This window comes from Neisseria sp. SLRRB23, assembly GCF_050896295.1.
Taxonomy (GTDB): domain Bacteria; phylum Pseudomonadota; class Gammaproteobacteria; order Burkholderiales; family Neisseriaceae; genus Neisseria.
Map to the genome: position 1 here is coordinate 1 of NZ_JBPBFH010000006.1, position 19,092 is coordinate 19,092.

The 19,092-nt window shown below is 46.9% G+C and carries 23 protein-coding genes and 2 pseudogenes; 16 read left to right on the plus strand and 9 right to left on the minus strand.

Annotated elements, in window-relative coordinates; genetic code table 11:
• The first annotated feature begins 55 nt into the window (after nucleotides 1–55).
• Nucleotides 56–343, plus strand: coding sequence for a barstar family protein (locus tag ACRPFF_RS02260; RefSeq protein WP_301670089.1), 288 nt, complete (start codon nucleotides 56–58; stop codon nucleotides 341–343).
• Between the two features lie 784 nt (nucleotides 344–1,127).
• Here the strand turns inward: ACRPFF_RS02260 and mnmC are convergent.
• Complete coding sequence (mnmC, locus tag ACRPFF_RS02265; RefSeq protein WP_411712426.1) at nucleotides 1,128–2,747, minus strand: FAD-dependent 5-carboxymethylaminomethyl-2-thiouridine(34) oxidoreductase MnmC; 1,620 nt, start codon at nucleotides 2,745–2,747, stop codon at nucleotides 1,128–1,130.
• Nucleotides 2,748–2,865: 118 nt separating this feature from the next.
• Here mnmC and ACRPFF_RS02270 point away from each other — a divergent pair, with 118 nt between their 5' ends.
• The 3 genes from ACRPFF_RS02270 to ACRPFF_RS02280 all read left to right on the plus strand — a co-directional run bounded on the left by ACRPFF_RS02270 (nucleotide 2,866) and on the right by ACRPFF_RS02280 (nucleotide 4,704).
• Entirely contained in the window at nucleotides 2,866–3,225 is a 360-nt protein-coding gene (locus tag ACRPFF_RS02270; RefSeq protein ID WP_411712425.1) for a gamma-butyrobetaine hydroxylase-like domain-containing protein, read from the plus strand.
• Between the two features lie 53 nt (nucleotides 3,226–3,278).
• Nucleotides 3,279–4,016 (plus strand): bifunctional demethylmenaquinone methyltransferase/2-methoxy-6-polyprenyl-1,4-benzoquinol methylase UbiE, encoded by a 738-nt coding sequence (gene ubiE, locus ACRPFF_RS02275; protein WP_411712424.1) that lies wholly within the window; start codon nucleotides 3,279–3,281, stop codon nucleotides 4,014–4,016.
• 214 nt (nucleotides 4,017–4,230) lie between these two features.
• Nucleotides 4,231–4,704 (plus strand): pyridoxamine 5'-phosphate oxidase family protein, encoded by a 474-nt coding sequence (locus tag ACRPFF_RS02280; protein WP_301885334.1) that lies wholly within the window; start codon nucleotides 4,231–4,233, stop codon nucleotides 4,702–4,704.
• Nucleotides 4,705–4,835: 131 nt separating this feature from the next.
• On the opposite strand, the gene folK is transcribed toward ACRPFF_RS02280, so the two are convergent.
• The 5 genes from folK to ACRPFF_RS02305 all read right to left on the minus strand — a co-directional run bounded on the left by folK (nucleotide 4,836) and on the right by ACRPFF_RS02305 (nucleotide 7,775).
• Nucleotides 4,836–5,330 carry a 2-amino-4-hydroxy-6-hydroxymethyldihydropteridine diphosphokinase gene (gene folK, locus ACRPFF_RS02285; RefSeq protein WP_411712423.1) on the minus strand — a complete coding sequence of 165 codons (495 nt, stop codon included), beginning with the start codon at nucleotides 5,328–5,330 and terminating at the stop codon, nucleotides 4,836–4,838.
• 9 nt (nucleotides 5,331–5,339) lie between these two features.
• A complete protein-coding gene (locus tag ACRPFF_RS02290; protein ID WP_314169155.1) occupies nucleotides 5,340–5,714 on the minus strand; it encodes a SirB2 family protein in 375 nt (124 codons plus the stop codon).
• Between the two features lie 53 nt (nucleotides 5,715–5,767).
• Nucleotides 5,768–6,334: a tRNA (mnm(5)s(2)U34)-methyltransferase gene (locus ACRPFF_RS02295; protein ID WP_196428641.1), complete on the minus strand. Its 567-nt coding sequence runs from the start codon at nucleotides 6,332–6,334 to the stop codon at nucleotides 5,768–5,770.
• Nucleotides 6,335–6,408: 74 nt separating this feature from the next.
• A complete protein-coding gene (gene hfq / locus ACRPFF_RS02300; RefSeq protein WP_118820057.1) occupies nucleotides 6,409–6,702 on the minus strand; it encodes an RNA chaperone Hfq in 294 nt (97 codons plus the stop codon).
• A 134-nt stretch (nucleotides 6,703–6,836) separates the two neighbouring features.
• Nucleotides 6,837–7,775 carry a serine hydrolase gene (locus ACRPFF_RS02305; RefSeq protein ID WP_432673682.1) on the minus strand — a complete coding sequence of 313 codons (939 nt, stop codon included), beginning with the start codon at nucleotides 7,773–7,775 and terminating at the stop codon, nucleotides 6,837–6,839.
• Between the two features lie 304 nt (nucleotides 7,776–8,079).
• Between ACRPFF_RS02305 and ACRPFF_RS02310 the strand changes: the two genes are divergently transcribed.
• The 8 genes and pseudogenes from ACRPFF_RS02310 to ACRPFF_RS02345 all read left to right on the plus strand — a co-directional run bounded on the left by ACRPFF_RS02310 (nucleotide 8,080) and on the right by ACRPFF_RS02345 (nucleotide 11,647).
• Nucleotides 8,080–8,517, plus strand: a complete 438-nt coding sequence (locus tag ACRPFF_RS02310; RefSeq protein WP_003677534.1) for a peroxiredoxin — start codon at nucleotides 8,080–8,082, stop codon at nucleotides 8,515–8,517.
• A gap of 53 nt (nucleotides 8,518–8,570) precedes the next feature.
• Nucleotides 8,571–9,446: a site-specific tyrosine recombinase XerD gene (gene xerD, locus ACRPFF_RS02315; protein WP_304670160.1), complete on the plus strand. Its 876-nt coding sequence runs from the start codon at nucleotides 8,571–8,573 to the stop codon at nucleotides 9,444–9,446.
• A 181-nt stretch (nucleotides 9,447–9,627) separates the two neighbouring features.
• Entirely contained in the window at nucleotides 9,628–9,828 is a 201-nt protein-coding gene (locus tag ACRPFF_RS02320; protein WP_107862542.1) for a (2Fe-2S)-binding protein, read from the plus strand.
• Nucleotides 9,829–10,014: 186 nt separating this feature from the next.
• Nucleotides 10,015–10,185: pseudogene (locus ACRPFF_RS02325) on the plus strand (MafB); the annotation flags it as partial.
• Between the two features lie 15 nt (nucleotides 10,186–10,200).
• Nucleotides 10,201–10,505, plus strand: a pseudogene (locus tag ACRPFF_RS02330) (hypothetical protein).
• A 147-nt stretch (nucleotides 10,506–10,652) separates the two neighbouring features.
• On the plus strand, nucleotides 10,653–11,117 hold the full coding sequence (locus ACRPFF_RS02335; RefSeq protein WP_003774468.1) for a hypothetical protein: 465 nt from the start codon (nucleotides 10,653–10,655) through the stop codon (nucleotides 11,115–11,117).
• A gap of 22 nt (nucleotides 11,118–11,139) precedes the next feature.
• A complete protein-coding gene (locus ACRPFF_RS02340; RefSeq protein WP_107862541.1) occupies nucleotides 11,140–11,373 on the plus strand; it encodes a hypothetical protein in 234 nt (77 codons plus the stop codon).
• 40 nt (nucleotides 11,374–11,413) lie between these two features.
• A complete protein-coding gene (locus ACRPFF_RS02345; RefSeq protein WP_025456684.1) occupies nucleotides 11,414–11,647 on the plus strand; it encodes a glutaredoxin family protein in 234 nt (77 codons plus the stop codon).
• Nucleotides 11,648–12,022: 375 nt separating this feature from the next.
• Here ACRPFF_RS02345 and rfbD read toward each other — a convergent pair whose 3' ends face one another.
• Entirely contained in the window at nucleotides 12,023–12,886 is an 864-nt protein-coding gene (rfbD, locus tag ACRPFF_RS02350) for a dTDP-4-dehydrorhamnose reductase (protein ID WP_411712421.1), read from the minus strand.
• A gap of 210 nt (nucleotides 12,887–13,096) precedes the next feature.
• On the opposite strand from rfbD, the gene ACRPFF_RS02355 reads away from it, so the two are divergent.
• Both ACRPFF_RS02355 and pnp read left to right on the plus strand, forming a co-directional pair.
• Entirely contained in the window at nucleotides 13,097–13,960 is an 864-nt protein-coding gene (locus ACRPFF_RS02355) for a phosphoribosylaminoimidazolesuccinocarboxamide synthase (protein ID WP_061725349.1), read from the plus strand.
• A gap of 236 nt (nucleotides 13,961–14,196) precedes the next feature.
• Nucleotides 14,197–16,317: a polyribonucleotide nucleotidyltransferase gene (gene pnp, locus ACRPFF_RS02360; RefSeq protein ID WP_432673683.1), complete on the plus strand. Its 2,121-nt coding sequence runs from the start codon at nucleotides 14,197–14,199 to the stop codon at nucleotides 16,315–16,317.
• A 73-nt stretch (nucleotides 16,318–16,390) separates the two neighbouring features.
• Here pnp and ACRPFF_RS02365 read toward each other — a convergent pair whose 3' ends face one another.
• Both ACRPFF_RS02365 and ACRPFF_RS02370 read right to left on the minus strand, forming a co-directional pair.
• Nucleotides 16,391–17,059, minus strand: coding sequence for a sulfite exporter TauE/SafE family protein (locus ACRPFF_RS02365; protein ID WP_432673684.1), 669 nt, complete (start codon nucleotides 17,057–17,059; stop codon nucleotides 16,391–16,393).
• The gene (locus ACRPFF_RS02370) at nucleotides 17,056–17,370 is read right to left on the minus strand and encodes a hypothetical protein (protein ID WP_432673685.1); all 315 of its coding nucleotides are present in this window, start codon (nucleotides 17,368–17,370) and stop codon (nucleotides 17,056–17,058) included. Before ACRPFF_RS02370 ends, ACRPFF_RS02365 begins: the two co-directional genes overlap by 4 nt.
• 136 nt (nucleotides 17,371–17,506) lie before the next feature.
• On the opposite strand from ACRPFF_RS02370, the gene dapF reads away from it, so the two are divergent.
• Together dapF and ACRPFF_RS02380 are read left to right on the plus strand one after the other, a co-directional pair.
• Nucleotides 17,507–18,358: a diaminopimelate epimerase gene (gene dapF / locus ACRPFF_RS02375; RefSeq protein WP_432673686.1), complete on the plus strand. Its 852-nt coding sequence runs from the start codon at nucleotides 17,507–17,509 to the stop codon at nucleotides 18,356–18,358.
• The gene (locus ACRPFF_RS02380) at nucleotides 18,355–18,960 is read left to right on the plus strand and encodes a hypothetical protein (RefSeq protein ID WP_432673687.1); all 606 of its coding nucleotides are present in this window, start codon (nucleotides 18,355–18,357) and stop codon (nucleotides 18,958–18,960) included. The genes dapF and ACRPFF_RS02380 overlap by 4 nt, the downstream gene beginning before the upstream one ends.
• The last annotated feature ends 132 nt before the right edge of the window (nucleotides 18,961–19,092 follow it).

Here is a 19,092-nt window from a genome sequence, read left to right on the forward strand (position 1 = left end):
GTAAACTATATGATCCAACAGGACATTTTGGAACTTGGAAATAGGAGTATAACTTATGCAATTAGAGATTATCGGTAGTAAAATTTATACGGAACAAGATTTTCATAATCAAATTTCAAAAATATTTTCTATACAAGATTATTATGGGAACAATCTTGATGCTTTGTGGGATTTATTGAGCACAAATGTAGAACGACCGATTACTTTGGTATGGAAAGATGCTATGTTCTCAAAAAATCAATTAAAAAGTATATTTATTGAAATAGTAAAGGTTCTAGAAAGAGTTAAGAAACAAGATGAGGATTATGGATTCGAAGAAAAATTTAATTATATTTTAGAGTAAGCAAACCCTAATTATATTACGTACACAGGATTAAAACTCCCCGGAGCCAATTAAGTAAGCCGTAGCCCATATGAAACCTAAACTCAACAAGTAGCATGTGTGCAGAACGCACGCATGCGGTTCTCAAGGTTTGAGCTAAGAGGCCGTCTGAAAACAGAAAAAACGTTTCAGACGGCCTTTGTTTAACGTTAACAAGTCAGTAATGCCGCTGCGCCCTATGCCTCCGAAGCAATAGGCAGAACATTCGGCCACGGAGAAAACAAAAACGAAACCGCCCGGGCAATCGGACATTTCCTTTTAGGTGCAACGGTTGCCTGCGTCAACGGTGGTAATTTTGCTGCCGGCGGCTCGGCTGCAGTTGCAGCTGAAAAGGCAGCGGAACATCTTGCCCAACGGTATAACGATGGTAAAACCGCAATCGATCCGCAAACAGGCGAGTTCAATGCCAACCTGCTGCAGGAACATATTAAAGAAGAAATCAAATCAAAGAGCGGGGTGATTGCATCACTGACGGGAGCGGCCGTGGGCGGCACGCCGATAGACGTGCAAATCTGAGGCGCGGTCGGACAGAATGGAGTAGAGAATAATTTAGTGGGTATATCATATGTTGTATTGACTGATTTTTCGCATACTCACTGATTTTTTAAAATCTTTTTACATGGTTATAGAAATTTCGGTGTGGGAAAGTGATAAAAGTTTTAGCTTGTGTATATGTCGCAGCATTGAGACCTTATCTTAAGATATGAATATTAGCTTAGAGTTTCAAAGAGAATGTGGCAAAGGTTTAAGGAGTCAGGTTTTGCCTTCTGACGATGGCGCGGATAACGGTGCGGTTGGGGTGTAGGGCGTGGCGCAGGCGTTGTGAAAAGGGATGGGGCAAGCCTAGGATTTCGGCGGCAACGGCGGCGGCGCAGATGGGGGCGGTGGCGAGTCCGCGGGTGCCGTGCGCGGTGTTGACGTAGGCATTAGGCAGATATGGGCATGGGGCGTCGATGCGGTAGTTTTTGTCCAGTGCAAGTTTGGCGTAAGTTTGTTGCATGGCGGCAATGTCGCCGAGTGCGCCGACGATGGGCAGATGGTCTGGGCTGTCGCAGCGCATGGCGGCGTGCCCTTGGTATTTTTGAGGGTTTGGGTTGGCGGCAAACAATGATTCGGCGAGGGCGGGGTTAAGCTGTGCCAATGCTTGGCGGTTTGAGGCTTCTTCGGCGTCGTTCCATCCGGTATGGCTGCTGTTGGGAATAAAACTTGCACCGTAGCAGTGCAGCCTGTGCCATGATGGGCTGATGTAACTCTCGCCTGAAACGGCGCAACGCAGTTGTTCGGAAAATGGGGTGGATGGTGTGAGGCCGGTTTGTCCGCGTATTTGCCTGAGGGGCAGGGCGGCGAGGTTGGTTTCGGGCAGGCAGGGGCTGTGTGCGCCGGTGCAGTAGATGATGTGTGTGGCGGAAAATATGCCGTTTGGCGTGGTCGCAATCCACTTCTCCCCGTCGTGGGAAATGTCGGTTAACGGTGTGTTTTCGTGTAGTCCAATCAGCGGATGGTTGAGGAGGGCGTGGACGAATGCGGGCGGATTGAGCCATACGCCGTGCTGCCAGAAGAGGCCGCATGATGGTTCGGTGTAGGGGATGCTGAGGGGGATACCGGCGATTTTTTCGGCTTCTGCAGACGTGATGCTGCGGTAGAGGTGTACATGGTGTTTTTGCAAACCCAATTCGTGATTGCGACGGTATTCGTCTTGGTTGTAATTGAGGTGGATAATGCCGTTTCCGCCCCATGTGTCGGAGTCGGGCAGGATGTGTTCGAGCAGGCGTTTGGTGTAACCGTAGCCGGTGAGCAAAAGTTCGGTTTGTTCGGTATTGTGTGGCGAGATTTTGGCATAAAGCAGCCCTTGGCGGTTGCCGCTGGCGGCTTGGGCGGCTTTTCGGGCTTCCAATACGGTAACGGAAATGCCGTGTGATGCTAAGGCGTGGGCGGTTGCCGCGCCGGATATGCCTGCGCCGATAACGAGAACGTGTTCTGGTTTTTGCCGTTCGGATGTTTGTGGAAGTGCAAACCAGGGTTTGTCGGACTTGCTTTCGGTTTGCGGGATGGCTTCGGTCTGCCAGGAAAGGTGGTGGAAATGTTCGTGCAGGCGGTGGGTGCGTGAAGGGGGAACCAGCCAGAAACGGACATCGTGCAGGATGTGTTCGATTAGATTGATGCTGTTGAATTGTAGGCACTGCAGTGCTTGTTTCAAACGGTGTTTCAGACGGCATTCTCCGTCCGAAGCATCTTGTGCGGTTTGAAAATCGGGAATCTGATTATCGGGAAGGCAGATAATCAGGTTGAGCGGTTGCGCGCGTTTGTCGATAATATTGTAAAGTGTGCGGATGTCGGGAATGCCGTTCCATGCGAGATTGTCCATATCAATGCCGTCTGAAATGTGGGTTTGAATATCGGTATCGGGATAAAGCTGTTAAAATACCCGCCGTTTAAAGGCCGCGTGCGTCTGCCGGATATTGTATGCCGAATTGAGGTGTTTTTTGAATAATATTCCTGTTGAAATCCGTTTGTTGAAAAACCGTACCGTGTTGGTTTTGACTTATGGGGACGAACCTAAGGAGCTGTCCGCCGAATTTTTACGCGTCTATTCGCCGAGTGCGGAAGTACGCGGACACGGTGTGGGACAGGATGTTTTGCAGACCGGTAAGGCGGATGTGCAAATTACGGATTTACAGCCTGTCGGTCAGTACGCGCTGAAAATCAGTTTTTCGGACGGGCACGACAGCGGGCTTTACGATTGGGACTATCTGCACGGGCTGGCATACGGACGTGATGCCATGTGGCAAAAATATCTGGACAGGTTGGCGGCGGCGGGCGCGTCGCGTTTTGAAGAGAAATAAGACCGGTCGGATAGCAATCTGACGGACAACGGTATCAGAGAGGTGGTTAGAATATGGGCGGACAGAAAACGCATTTCGGGTTCAGTACGGTCAACGAAGATGAGAAAGCCGGAAAAGTGGCGGAAGTGTTCCACTCCGTCGCCAAAAACTACGACATTATGAACGATGTGATGTCGGCAGGGCTGCACCGTGTATGGAAACACTTTACCATCCATACGGCGCACCTGAAAAAAGGCGATAAAGTGTTGGACATTGCGGGTGGTACGGGCGATTTGTCGCGCGGTTGGGCAAAACGCGTCGGCAAAGAGGGCGAAGTTTGGCTGACCGATATTAATTCTTCTATGCTGACCGTCGGGCGCGACCGTCTGTTGAACGAAGGCATGATTTTGCCCGTATCGCTTGCCGATGCGGAAAAACTGCCTTTCCCCGACAATTATTTCAACTTGGTTTCCGTGGCGTTCGGCTTGCGGAACATGACGCATAAAGATGCCGCGCTGAAAGAGATGTACCGTGTTTTGAAACCCGGCGGAACATTGCTGGTATTGGAGTTTTCCAAAATCCACAAACTGCTCGAAGGCGCGTATGATTTCTATTCGTTCAAACTGTTGCCGGTGATGGGCAAACTGATTGCCAAAGATGCGGACAGCTACCAGTATCTTGCCGAATCCATCCGTATGCATCCTGACCAGGAAACTTTAAAGCAAATGATGCTGGATGCCGGATTTGACAGTGTGGACTATCATAATATGAGTGCGGGGATTGTGGCCCTGCATAAAGGCGTTAAATTCTAAAACGGTTCCCTTGATCATGCCGTCTGAATGGTTTTCAGACGGCATTTTGGTGTTTTCAAGGACTAGATAATTAATTTAAAAAATTAATTCATTTTATTATCATGAAGTTATAAACTTTCTAAAAAATAGGAACAATTATCATTTGCAAAATATAAAGATGTCTGTATAATGCAATCAATCCAGTAAATAACACAGCAGACGAAAGGAGGGAAAAATGCCGGAAAGTATTTTCAAACAGATTTCCCTTGATATTTTGAAACTGCATCGGGATTCTGTTTATTCGCTGCTTGCCACTTCCGGCTGCAACTGTCAGGTGCATGAAGCGGCGTATGTCAACATCGACGGCAAATATTATATTGCGCTTTCNTGCGAGCCTGAGGTAGGAGAAGTTAAAACAGGGATTTTGCTGATTGAAGATGAAAGCCGCAGCTTGCGTTTGAGCTGGGTCGGCAGTGCTCGGGAACTTGACCGTAAGGATAGTGTCTATAAGCGTGCCTTGTCTGCGCTATCCAGAAAGATGGAGCGGTGTAAAGACAAGCTGCATACGGCGGTTCAACCGTTTTTGTTGGAGCTGGTGCCGGAGAAAGGCAGATTTTCTGTCGGTGATGAAGAAGTTTGGATTTCTCAAAACGATTTAGTGAGAGCTTTATATCCTGTCGGATACAGTATGCGGCAGGCAATGTTGTAGATTTAAAGTTTTGGTAGTGGTTTGTGTTCCTTTTGCGCCCCTTTGTCAAGGGGCGATTTTTTTGCGTACAGATCGGCAGCAGGATAAAAATGCCATCTGAAAAAACTTAGACGGTATTTGCATATATCGAATTATTTATCCGTCAGGAGGCGGATACCTTGATCGCCAAGCTTTCTGGACAACTCGGCGGCTTTTCCATGTTTGCCTAGGACAAAATCAGGGAGGATTTCTGCCAAAGGGCGTATGACAAAACTGCGTTCGTGGGCGCGCGGATGCGGCAGGGTGAGGCGGGGGTCGTCGCTGGAGATTCCGTCAAAGTCGATAATGTCCAAATCCAATGTGCGCGGCGCGTTGCGGAAGCTGCGTTCGCGTCCGAAATCGGCTTCGATACGGTTGAGTTCGGCAAGCAGGGCAATGCCGTCCAAGGTGGTGGAAACGGTGCAGACGGCATTGATGAAATCAGGCTGATTGTCGTAACCGACGGGTGCGGTCATATACAGTGAGGAAGCCTGTTCAAGCCGGATGTCAGGATGGGACGACAGCGTGTCCAATGCGGCGCGTACCTGTTGGGCAGGGTTTTCAAGATTACTGCCCAGGGCGATGACGGCGAAATGTCTGTTGTTCATGGCAGTGTTTCAGAATGGTAGGACTTTGGTTTTGGCAAGGTAAACGATACAGGTGACGCAACACATAGCAAGCAGGTAAACGGCATAGAATTTGGCAGAACGTGGGCGGGCGCGCATCATAATCATACCTAATGCGATATAGGTGAGCAGGAGCAGAATTTTTGTACCGAGCCATGGTGCGTTGAACGGGGAAAAATGGGTAATCTTCATCAGCCACAATCCGGTAAACAGCAGCATGGTGTCGTTAAGGTGGGGCAGTGCCTTCCAAAAGCCCGCCAAGGGTTTTTCGGGATTTTTCCAAAGCAGGAAAAAGCGGATGTTGAACAACAAAATGGTAACGGTAACGAAGATTTGGTGGCTGTATTTGACAATCAGATACTGCATAGTCGGCTCTTATTAAAATAAGGGTTGGAACCGGCCTATTTTACCGCAAACATTTATTTTTGACGTAACTTTTCAAATGCCAACAGATAGGGCGGGTTGTTTTTCCGGTTGGTAAAGCCGTAACGCAAAACGGCAAACTGTTCTTGAGGCAGGTTTTTTGCCCATTGTTCGATTGCTTCTGCCTCCTGTTTGCCGTTTTCGTGTCCCGGATAGAGGACGGCAATAAGCATACCGCCTTCTTTCAGCAGGGAGAGGGTTGCGCAAAGGGCGGGAATGCTGGTTTCCGTACGGGTGGTAAGGCTTTTGTCTCCGCCGGGCAGCCAGCCAAAGTTGAAAATGGCGGCATTTAGCGGTTCTGAAACATATTGTTTCAGGTTTTCGTGTCCGTCTAAGATAAGTTGCACATTCTCGTATCTCGCCTCTTTCAGACGGCATCGGGTGCGGCTCAGGGCTTGCGGTTGGATATCGAATGCCCACACTTTCCCCAGAATGCCTGCTGTTTGTGCAAGAAAAAGGGTGTCATGTCCGTTGCCGGCTGTGCCGTCCAAGGCGTTCCCGCCTTCGGGCAGTGTTTGCTGTAAAAGGTAATGGGCGAATGGAATGATGTTTTGCAATAACATTTTTAAATGCTGTCAGAAAATAAAAATACCTTACCGATGCCGGTAAGGTATTGGAATATATTGATTTGTGCGGATTATTCAGCAGATTGTTGGACGGTTTCCACTTGGACGAGGGTTGATGCAGGTGCGGTTTGGGGTCTGTTTTCGTGTTGAAGGTTGACAGAGCGTGCCGGTACGATGGTGGAAATGGCGTGTTTGTAAACCATTTGGGTTACGGAAGTGTTTCTCAGGAGAACAACGTATTGATCGAAAGACTCAACCTGACCTTGCAATTTGATACCGTTAACTAAGTAAATCGAAACCGGAACATGCTCTTTACGCAATGCGTTCAGGAAGGGATCTTGCAACATTTGTCCTTTAGCTGTCATATTTTTTAACTCCGCTATTATGATTGTGAAATCGGGCAAATGCCCTGTATTTGTAGAATTGTAGCCTTTAATAGGAAAAATTACCAATTTTTTTTGTGCTTGAAACGGATTTCTACGCTAATTGTTTGCATACATTAAGAACGTTGCTGCAGCATCCATGATTCGATTTTACGTGCGTCGTTGACCCGCGTGGCGGATGTAGGCGAATTTAACAATATGATGGTAACCGGTTGGTTTTGAATATTGGCCCTGACGACCATAGACCTGCCCGCCTCGCGTATATAGCCTGTTTTCTGCAGCTCGATGTTCCACATGCCTTCCCTAACCAAGGCATTGGAATTTTTATAGTTTTGCTGTCCATTTTTCGTTTGTACGGCGGCATGGTTGGAGGTCGAGTTGATACGTATCTGGGGATATTGTACGGCTGCGTTGACCATAAGGCTTAGGTCTTTGGCTGTGGAAACGTTTTGGTAGTTGAGGCCGGTCGGTTCGTAAAATCGGCTGCTGTACATACCCAGGCTTTGTGCTTTACGGTTCATTGCGGCGACAAATGCGCCCATGCCGCCGGGGTAGGTTCTCCCAAGCGCGTGGGTGGCTCGGTTTTCGCTGCTCATCAGGCTTAAGTGAAGCAGCTCTTTCCGAGTAAGGGACGTGCCGATGGCAAGGCGGCTGCCTGTTCCTTTGATACGGTCGATTTCGTCTGGCGTAATGGTAACGGTTTCATCCATGTTTAAATTTGCATCTAAAACGACCATTGCGCTCATGAGTTTGGAGATGGAGGCAATGGGCATAATCCTGTCGGCGTTTTTCTGATACAGTATTTGCCCTGTTTTGTTGTTGACGACCAGTGCGGATTGGGAGGACAGAATCAGCCCGCCCGTAATGGCTTGGGTGTTGGGGGGGTGTATCGGACTTTCTGCAAATATTTCTATCGGGTCGGAGGATGTGAACAGGTTATGTTCCAAAAATTGTCCTAAAATATCGTCTTCGGCAAAGAGATATGCCGAAGGCAGGGACAGGCATAAACCGAGTAGCAGAGACGAAGGCAGATGTTTTAAGGTGCGGACGGACATTTTTGATTCCATTGATTGAATGTTGGCATTATTTTGTTGAAAAAACAGATATATGTAAAGTATGTTGTCAGGGAGATAGGTTGCTTGTATCCGTAATGTAAGATTGTTTTTATTAATAACATATTGTTTTTATTAAAAATATTTATTGTGATTTAATTTCGGCAGTTTGATTTGAAACAGAGGCCGTCGGTTGAATCTATGCGCCTCGAGGCGGTAGAATCGGGGTTGGCTTAGATATCAAACTAATGCACAGGTGTGTGCTGATGCATTGTTTTAATCGTTGAAATATTGGGAGTACGGATTAATGGGTTTGAAATATGAATTTACCCTGCCTTCAAGCAGCGGTGCGGATTTCCATTCGGCAGAACATCTGCCTTTGGTTGTGTATTTTTATCCGAAAGACAGTACGCCTGGTTGTACGACGGAGGGGCTGGATTTTAATGCGCGATTGGCGCAGTTCGGCGACTTGGGTTATACCGTGGTCGGCATTTCGCGAGACGGTGTGAAAGCGCATCAGAACTTTTGCGAGAAACAGGGTTTCCGGTTTGAACTGTTGAGTGACAAGGATGAAACAGTGTGCCGCCTGTTTGATGTCATCAAATTGAAGAAACTGTATGGGAAAGAGTCGTTCGGTATCGAGCGCAGTACGTTTGTTCTGAATAAGGACGGTGAAATCGTCCATGAATGGAGGAAGGTCAAGGTGGCGGGTCATGCGCAGGAAGTGCTGGAAACGCTTTCCTGATTATGCGGGTTTCGCTTCCTAACCTGTTTCAGACGGCATTTGTTTGGAATAATATGGAAGAAGATTTGATTGACAGGCTGCTTGAAACCTTATGGCTGGATCGGCGGCTTAGTCGGAATACCTTGGAGAGCTACCGGCGGGATTTGGAAAAAATTGCCCGCCGGTTGTCTTTGTGCGGTCAAACCCTGAGGGATGCGGACGAATCGGATTTGGCAGCGGCGGTTTATGTTGCCAGTGAGGAGCGAAGCTCTCAGGCCCGTGCATTATCAGCATGCAAACGCCTGTATATATGGATGGAGCGTGAAGGCATGAGGACGGACAATCCCACCCGTTTGCTGAAACCGCCCAAAATCGACAAGAATATTCCGACTCTGATTACCGAGCAGCAGATTTCCCGACTGCTTTCCGCACCGGATACGGATACTCCGCACGGTTTACGGGATAAGGCATTGCTTGAATTAATGTATGCAACCGGCTTGCGTGTTAGCGAAGCGGTCAGGCTGAGTTTTGGCAATCTGGATTTGGACAGGGGGTGTATCACTACCTTGGGCAAGGGTAACAAGCAAAGGATAGTGCCGATGGGGCGGGAGTCCGTATATTGGGTGGAACGTTACTACAAGGAGGCGCGCCCGTTGCTGTTAAAGGGAAGGTCTTGCGATGCATTGTTCGTCAGTCAGAAAAAAACGGGTATTTCCCGACAGCTGGCATGGATGATAGTTAAAGAATATGCAAGTCAAGCAGGTATCGAACACATCAGCCCGCACAGCCTGCGCCATGCTTTCGCCACACACTTGGTGCAGCACGGATTGGATTTGCGCGTGGTTCAGGATATGTTGGGACATGCTGATTTGAACACGACTCAGATTTATACCCATGTTGCCAATGTGCGGCTGCATAGCGTGGTTAAGGAACATCATTCCCGAAATTGAGGATCTATTCCCTCATCGGCTTCAGATTAATAAAAAACCAATCGAAAATAGAAATGCGATAAAAAAATACCAAGATAACCGAGTATCTTAACCTTGCAATACAAACTGTTTTTATTTATATTTGCGTACGATAATAAAAGCCGCTATCAGTATGATAGTTTGAGAACACACGGAGTATAAAATGTTTGTCTGTATCTGCAATGCCGTTACCGACCATCAAATCAAAGAAACTATTGCCGCAGGCGCGACCACAATGGGTGATTTGCAATCGCAGTTGGGCGTGGCAACCTGTTGCGGCTGCTGCGGGGAGCTTGCTGCTTCGTTTTTGACGGCACATAACGTGCAACCGACGGTTACGTCAGGTATTAGCGTTCAAGCGTAAAACGGTTTTAAAAATGCCGTCTGAACAGTTCAGACGGCATTTTTGCTGTTTTTGGGCTGCGTGTTAAGACAGTGCAGATTTGCTTCAATGATGATTCCGCTATGTATTGGGACGATAAAAGGGATAATAGTTATCCAAGATAAAAATTTTAATGATGGAGGTGCGGCATTCAGACCGACATCAGGCGAACAATATACAGTAATACAAATAGTTGGCGGAGATAATATTGTAAGGCATAAACTTTATATCCTTGGATTTTATAAAGGAAAAGATGGAAATTTTGAATATATCAGAGAAGCAGATGGAAAAATTAATCATAGATTATTTGTCCCTAAGCAGCAATTTCCTGAAAAATAGCAGATAGAGATTAATATGTTAAATGAGATTTTTGAAATTTATTCGAGACAAGGGGGAATCTTTGATAGGAATTGGAATTAGAGAAGCCGCATTACCCGTCCCCGCTGCAATAGATATATTAAATTTATTTATCAATGAGAGAATACTTGTATTGGGGGGGAGATATTTATATCAAGAAAGATAATTATTTTTATCAAACATATGATAATTGGTATTACGAGGGAAGTAATTTATTTAACAGTATCAACAAAGCAATGCATTATTTATCTCAAATAAAATTAGAGAATGCATACGTATCTTTTGTTTTAAAATTTATCTAACAAAGGAAGCACAAGAATAGATTTATAGTAAAACATCAAGATGTTGAATATCATGACTTAAAAGTCAGGTGTTGGAGTCACAGCTCAGGGGGTGCGAGAAATACATAATAAAGCAAAAGAACTATATGACCAAACAAGAAAGGATAGATGATGGGTTACCATATTAGGATAATAAATACCAGCAAAAAAATTTCAGACGAAAATAAAATATTAAAAAACAAGGAGAACTTGTCAATATTTTTAAGAGAAAAATTTAATTATCATGAAGGTTGCAACGAGATGGGTGAAGTATATTTTTATGACCCAAACGATGAGGAAAGCATTCTTTTTTATGATGGGGAAGAATTGCTTGCAATTACCACAAGCAATGATCTACTATCATCAATGATAAAAATTGCAAGGTCGTTTAAGGATGGTTCCAGAGTTGTTGGTGATGAAAATGAGACTTACAAGGATATAAATAATGCATATCTACATGAGGATGATTATGAGCAGACGCAACAAAAAGAAGATAACTACATTAAAAAAATTAAGGACGCCATTATTCCAATAATAGTTCCTATTTTACTTGGGATAATTGCATTAATATTAAAAATATTAAAAATTAATTAATCTTAAAGCTAGGAAACCGGCTATGGACATACTATCCATAAACAATCAAAACTCAACGATATCACTAACTCAAGATGAAGTTTTTGTTTTACGGGCTATCTTGAGTGAGATATATGCAGGTGTATGCGTAGATGCAAGGGAATTTGAAATAATCCATGGCGTTGAAAGAGATGAAGTAGATGATTTGAAGAAATATTTTATTGAAATTTATGAAAAAATGACCACTTGTCAACCCACCCCTGAGCCCCTGGTCTGAAGGCTTGGGATTGTGGAAGCAGAACGGTAAGGAAATGCTGATGAAACTAACCCTGATGTTTCGCGAATATTGCAGTTTATGCCACAAGATGCGAGACGAACTTAAACCTTTCCAGGATGAATACGGTTTCGGGCTGGATGTGCTTGATGTGGATGATGATCCCGTTTTGGAAGAGAAATATAATGAGCTGGTGCCTGTTTTGTTGGCGGGTGATAAAGAAATTTGCCATTGGTATTTGGATGAAAAAAAGTTGAGGCAGGTTCTCGAATCGTAAAAATGCCGTCTGAAGCAGGACTTCAGACGGCATTTTTAGATTGAATCAACGGTTCTCGCTTTTTTGCGGAACAGAGGACTTGCCGTTAAAGGCAGTACGTTTGAATGCTTGGTAAATTGCTAGTCTTCTTCGATGTTGCATATTAACCCTTTCTTTATTTTATTTGTCGGTTGGGAGAGAATCTAATTTATTGGTTTACTCAATGAGAAAAGTAAGATTAATTGTGAGATGTTATTGATTGGCAATCATAGCATGTTTTGAAGAAAGTGTAGGCATGATTGTGTAAAGATGATAAGCGTTTGTGTAATCATCGGATTTTATAATAAAACCGCCAAGTCTGAGCTTGGCGGCGGAAACGGTATGAATGAGTAGGGGTTAAAGCAGCTTTAAAACAACTTGTGAAAGGGCTTTTTGCCAGTCTGACGGTTTGATGCCGAAGTCGCTTTCGATTTTGCGGCAGTCCAAAATACTGTACGGCGGCCTGGAAGCAGCATCCGGATACTCTTCATCCGATACGGCATTCAGGTCGGGAACGGGAAAAGAGGCATCTTGCTGCAATGCCGTCTGAAAGATGTGCCGGGCAAATTCGTACCAAGAGGCGGATTTGCCGCCCGCAAAGTGGTAAATACCGCGTACCGGCGATGATTGCTGCAACAGGCGGATGATGGCAGCAGCTAAGTCGCCAGCATAGGTTGGGCAGCCGGTTTGATTGCTTACGACGGGTAATGAAGAACGTTCGTTGGCAAGGTTCAGCATAGTTCGGACAAAGTTATCGCCATATTCGCTAAATAGCCAGGAGGTTCTCAGGATAAGGCTTTCCGAATTGGCAGACAGCGCGAGCAGTTCGCCGGCGGCCTTGGATTTTCCATATATGTTGAGCGGATTGGTAAAATCGCTTTCCAAATAAGGTTTGTTGGCTTGACCGTCGAATACATAGTCAGTAGAAATGTGGATGAATCGGGCGTGGGTTCGGTGCGCCGCCGAGGCGAGATTGTAAACGGCGGAAGCATTAACGGCAAATGCCGTGGTTACATTTTCTTCAGCTTTGTCGACGGAGGTATAGGCCGCCGTATTGACAATGGCATCGGGTTGGAAATTTTTTACCATATTGAAGACGGCATCGGCATCGGTAATGTCTAAAGATGCGGAATCCGTTGCAATGGTTTCCCAATCTTCGGGAAGACGGTCGCGCAAGCAGCGTGCCAGTTGGCTTTTTGAGCCGGTCAATAGGATTCTCATGAGGTATTTCCTTTTGTAAGGTATTTATAGATTTGATATTGACATTATAGTGCTAAAATTTTGTCGGTGCTTGGCGTAATGGCATTATTCTGAGCAGTTGTTGTGGAAAAGGTATTGTTTTACGACGATTTCGGCTAAAATACCGTAATCCGATTCCGATTGTTGAGTGTGGTTTCGGTATTGTCTAAGGCATTTTCAGGGTAATATGAAATGAGTGTAACCAGTTTGGTGAAAATCTACTCCGGCAAAGTACGCGATTTGTACGAAATTGACGATAAGCGAATGTTGATGGTTGCTTCCGACCGTCTGTCTGCATTCGATGTGATTTTGGATGATCCGATTCCGGGTAAAGGGGAGATTCTGACGCAGATTTCCAATTTTTGGTTTAAAAAATTGGCTCATATCATGCCTAACCATTTCACCGGCCATACGGTTTACGACGTTTTGCCTGAAAACGAAGCCAAAGTTTTAGAAAAACGCGCCGTCGTGGCTAAAAAACTCACTCCGGTGAAAGTAGAGGCTATTGTGCGCGGTTATTTGGCAGGTAGCGGTTGGAAAGATTATCAAAAAACAGGCTCTGTTTGCGGTATTCAACTGCCTGAAGGTATGCAGGAAGCGCAACAACTACCTGAAGTGATTTTTACGCCATCGACCAAAGCCGCAGTTGGTGATCATGATGAAAACATTAGCTTTGAAGAATGCGAACGTATTATCGGAAAAGAATTGGCGGCTGAAGTGCGTGCCAAAGCGATTCAGCTTTACACGGAAGCGGCAGAATATGCGAAATCTCGCGGTATTATTATTTGCGATACCAAGTTTGAATTTGGTTTAGATGAAGAAGGTACGTTGACTTTGATGGACGAAGTGTTGACGCCTGACTCCAGCCGTTTTTGGCCTGCCGATCAATACAAGGTNGGTACCAATCCGCCATCTTTTGACAAACAATTTGTCCGCGACTGGTTGGAGCAAAGCGGTTGGAACAAAAAAGCACCTGCGCCTAAAGTGCCTGCCGATGTGATTCAAAAAACAGTCGAAAAATATCAGGAAGCATTGACTTTGCTGACTCAGGATTAATTTTTAAGTTTGAAGGCCGTCTGAAAGAGATATGTTTCAGACGGCCTTTTCATTGTATAAATACTGGATTTTAAGGATGGTTGCCTTTATAATCGAGAGTTGTTTTCAGCGTCTTAAAGGCCGTCTGAAAGCTTGTTTATAACCTGCCGCACGGTCTGAAACCCTAACTATGCACATTCGGATTTTAGTGTGCATTATTAGTGTTTTAGCAGTGCGGTATTTTGAAAGGAACAATAATGTTCAATAAACACGTTAAGACCTTCCAATACGGTAATCAAACCGTTACTTTGGAAACCGGCGAAATCGCTCGCCAAGCCGCTGCTGCCGTTAAAGTATCCATGGGCGACACTGTTGTTTTGGTTGCCGTGACTACCAACAAAGAAGTGAAAGAAGGCCAAGACTTCTTCCCTCTGACTGTCGATTACCTCGAACGTACTTACGCAGCAGGTAAAATCCCCGGCGGTTTCTTCAAACGCGAAGGCAAACAAAGCGAAAAAGAAATCCTGACCAGCCGTCTGATCGACCGTCCGATTCGTCCTTTGTTCCCTGAAGGTTTCTACCACGACATCCAAATCGTAGCGATGGTGGTGTCTGTTGATCCTGAAATCGATTCTGACATTCCTGCCATGCTCGGCGCATCTGCCGCGCTGGTGTTGAGCGGCGTACCATTTGCCGGTCCGATTGGTGCGGCACGCGTGGGTTATGTAAACGGCGTGTACGTTTTGAACCCGACTAAAGCCGAATTGGCTAAATCACAATTAGACTTGGTGGTTGCCGGTACTTCTAAAGCCGTGTTGATGGTGGAATCCGAAGCTGACATCTTGTCTGAAGAAGTAATGTTGGGTGCGGTTGTTTACGGTCACGATCAAATGCAAGTGGCCATTAACGCCATCAATGAGTTCGCCGATGAAGTAAACCCTGAAGTATGGGATTGGAAAGCGCCTGAAACCAATGAGAAATTGGTGGCCAAAGTACGCGAAATTGCCGGCGAAACCATTAAAGAAGCGTTCAAAATCCGTCAAAAACAAGCGCGTTCTGCCAAGTTGGACGAAGCTTGGAATGCCGTGAAAGAAGCGTTGATTACCGAAGAAACCGACACTCTGGCAGCCAACGAAATCAAAGGCATTTTCAAACACTTGGAAGCCGATGTTGTCCGCAGCCAAATTTTGGACGGCCAACCGCGTATCGACGGTCGCGACACCCGCACTGTTCGTCCGTTGAACATTCAAACCGGCGTATTGCCGCGCACGCACGGTTCTGCACTGTTTACCCGTGGCGAAACCCAAGCTTTGGCGGTTGCAACTTTGGGTACTTCACGCGACGAGCAAATTATTGATGCGCTGTCTGGCGAATACACCGACCGCTTCATGCTGCACTACAACTTCCCACCATACTCTACCGGCGAAGTGGGTCGCGTAGGCGCACCAAAACGTCGTGAAATCGGTCACGGTCGTTTGGCTAAACGTGCATTGTTGGCCGTATTGCCGGAACCTGAAGATTTCAGCTACACCATGCGCGTGGTTTCTGAAATTACCGAATCCAACGGCTCTTCCTCTATGGCTTCCGTCTGCGGCGGCTGCTTGAGCCTGCTGTCTGCCGGTGTGCCTTTGAAAGCACACGTTGCCGGTATCGCTATGGGTCTGATTTTGGACAACAACAAATTTGCCGTCCTGACCGACATCTTGGGCGACGAAGACCACTTGGGCGATATGGACTTTAAAGTAGCCGGTACAACCGAAGGCGTAACCGCGCTGCAAATGGACATCAAAATCCAAGGTATTACCAAAGAAATCATGCAAATCGCTTTGGCTCAAGCCAAAGAAGCACGTTTGCACATCTTGGATCAGATGAAAGCCGCCGTTGCAGGCCCACAAGAGCTGTCTGCACACGCGCCACGCTTGTTCACCATGAAAATCAACCAAGACAAAATCCGTGATGTGATTGGTAAAGGCGGCGAAACCATTCGTTCGATTACCGCTGAAACCGGTACTGAAATCAACATCGCTGAAGACGGCACCATCACTATCGCTGCGACTACTCAAGAAGCAGGCGATGCAGCGAAAAAACGCATCGAAGAAATCACTGCCGAAGTGGAAGTGGGCAAGGTGTACGAAGGTACTGTGGTTAAAATCCTCGACAACAACGTTGGCGCGATTGTCAGCGTGATGCCGGGCAAAGACGGTTTGGTACACATCAGCCAAATCGCCCACGAGCGCGTACGCAATGTCAGCGACTACCTGCAAGTAGGTCAGGTTGTAAATGTAAAAGCATTGGAAGTAGACGACCGCGGCCGCGTACGCCTGTCTATCAAAGCTTTGCTGGAAGCACCTGCCCGTGAAGAAAATGCCGCCGAGTAATGCTTAGGGATGAAAATGCCGTCTGAACTGGTTTCAGACGGCATTTTTTACGGGTATCGGGAATGAATGGGGCTTACAGCCACAGGACGGCAAGCTTCCATAATGCCCATAATGATACGGATAATCCTGTACACAGGCGGATATATCGGTTTTGCATGATTTTTTTCAGTTGTAGGGAAAAAATGCCGATTGCCAAAAGATTGGGCAGCGTACCCAGTGCAAAGGCAAGCATATATAACCCGCCCGTTGCCGCACTACCGCTTCCCAGCGCGTAAAGCGATGCGCTGTAAACCAGTCCGCACGGCAGCCAGCCCCATAATATTCCGACAGCAAGGCAGGCGGGTATGGATTTTATGGGGAACAGCCGGTTGAGTATCGGGTTCAGGTTGCGCCATATCGGTTTGCCGATTTTCTCGATTTTTGCCGCCAAGGAAGAAATACCGCTCAAGTATAAGCCTAAAAAGAGCAGTAGGAGGTTGGCGGCTGTGTATAAAATATTCTGCAGGACACGGGTTTGGTCGAGCGAAACGCCGACCTGTCCGATTAATCCGAGCATCAGGCCGATTGCCGTATAGCTGCTTATCCGTCCTGTGTTAAGCAGCAGGATCAGCCAAAAGCGGTTGATATGCGGGGGGAGTTGGAGCGCAAACGCGCTGCTTAATCCGCCGCACATGCCGATGCAGTGCGTTCCTCCGAAGAAACCGAGTAGGAACAGGGTTAGGAAAGTGATGTCATGGTTCATGGACGGCTCATGGTCAGATGTTTGTCGGGGAAAACGGATAATTTCCGGCAGTCCGACCAATAGGGTTTGGCGAGGGCATTGCCTGTGCTGTTAAAGTCTTGAATAAGGATGCGGTTTGTGTCATGAATTTCGACAGTCCTGTAAAATCCGCCCTTTACTGCGCTGTCGGCGGGTTTGCCGTGTGCGTCAAAATACAGGATGGTGCGGTTGTGAAGATGCGCGCAATTTGAAACGGCCGGGTTTGCCGGTATGTTTCGGGTGCAGGCAGCAAGGATTGCACAAGGGAAAAGCAACAGTAATATGCGGAACATGGTGTTTATTGTAATGGGTAACAAACAGTATAATGGCTTATTTTAATCTCCCGACGGCGGGAGATGGAAGCATTTCCCTTCGGCACGGGGATTTCGGAATTCGGAAGCAACAGACAATACGGGATTTCAGAATAATATGAAGACTTTGAAATTTACTAAAATGCACGGTTTGGGCAACGATTTTATGGTGATTGACGCGGTCAGTCAGGATTTTATTCCTGAGCATGCTCCGATTGCGGCATGGGCTGACCGTTTCCGCGGCATCGGGTTCGACCAGCTTTTGGTGGTCGGGCGTTCGGAAACCGAAGGCGTGGATTTCCGTTACCGTATTTTCAATGCCGACGGCAGCGAGGTCGGGCAATGCGGCAACGGAGCGCGTTGTTTTGCCCGTTTTGTTGCAGACAAGGGTTTGACCGATAAGAAAGAAATTTGTGTTGAAACGGCCAAGGGCATTATTTTTCCGAAATTGTCCGATAACGGCATGGTTACGGTCAATATGGGCAAACCGAAGTTTATGCCGTCTGAAATACCGTTTGTCCCCGAATCGGGCGAGGGGGATGATGCCTGTATTTACGGGGTGCATCTTGAATCCGGCATTCAGCCTGTCAGCTGCGTCAATATGGGCAACCCCCATGCGGTGATTGTAGTCGATGACGTGGAATGCGCGCCGGTACGCGAAACCGGTTCGCTTATCGAACCGCACAGGCAGTTTCCCGAACGCGTCAACGTCGGCTTTATGCAGATTGTCAGCCGAACCGCGATTCGTTTGCGTGTGTTCGAGCGCGGTGTGGGCGAAACCCAAGCTTGCGGTACGGGCGCGTGTGCGGCTGTGGTGGCGGGTATCCGTCTGGGGCTGTTGGATGAAGGGAAAACGGTAGAGGTGATTTTGCCGGGCGGAACTTTATATATTGAATGGGCCTGCGGCGGCGATGTGATGATGACCGGCCCTGCGGAAGCGGTGTTTGAAGGCGAGTTGACGTATTCATGATTTTGCTGCATTTGGATTTTTTGTCTGCCTTACTGTATGCGGCGGTTTTTCTATTTATGATATTCCGCGCAGGAATGTTGCAATGGTTTTGGGCGAGTATCGTGCTGTGGCTGGGAATATCGGTTTTGGGGGCGAAGCTGATGCCGGGGATGTGGGGATTGACCCATGCCGCACCTTTGTTCATTCCCCACTTTTATCTGACACTGGGCAGTATATTTTTCTTTATCGGGCATTGGCGGAGGAAGGCAGACGGAGAGGGATGGCAGGCAGATGCCGAGCATCCGCTGCTCGGGCTTTTTGCCGTCAGTAATGTATCGATGACGCTTGCTTTTGTCGGAATATGTGCGTTGGTGCATTATTGGTTTTTGGGAACGGCACAAGTGTTCGTATTTTCGGCATTGCTTAAACTTTATGCGCTGAAGCCGGTTTATTGGTTCGTGTTGCAGTTTGTGCTGATGGCGGTTGCCTATGTCCACCGCTGCGGTATAGACCGGCAGCCGCCGTCAACGTTCGGCGGTTCGCAGCTGCGACTCGGTGTGTTGGCGGCGATGTTGATGCAGGTTGCGGTAACGGCGATGCTGCTTGCCGAAATCGGCAGATGATTGTGATGCCGTCTGTATCGGAACAAAAAGTTATAAAGAAAGAAATTTTGGGTATTGGTTTTTCAGACGGCATAGGTTTAGGATACGGCCATATCTGAAATTTGTTTATGGTTCGGCGTGAATACTCTGTAA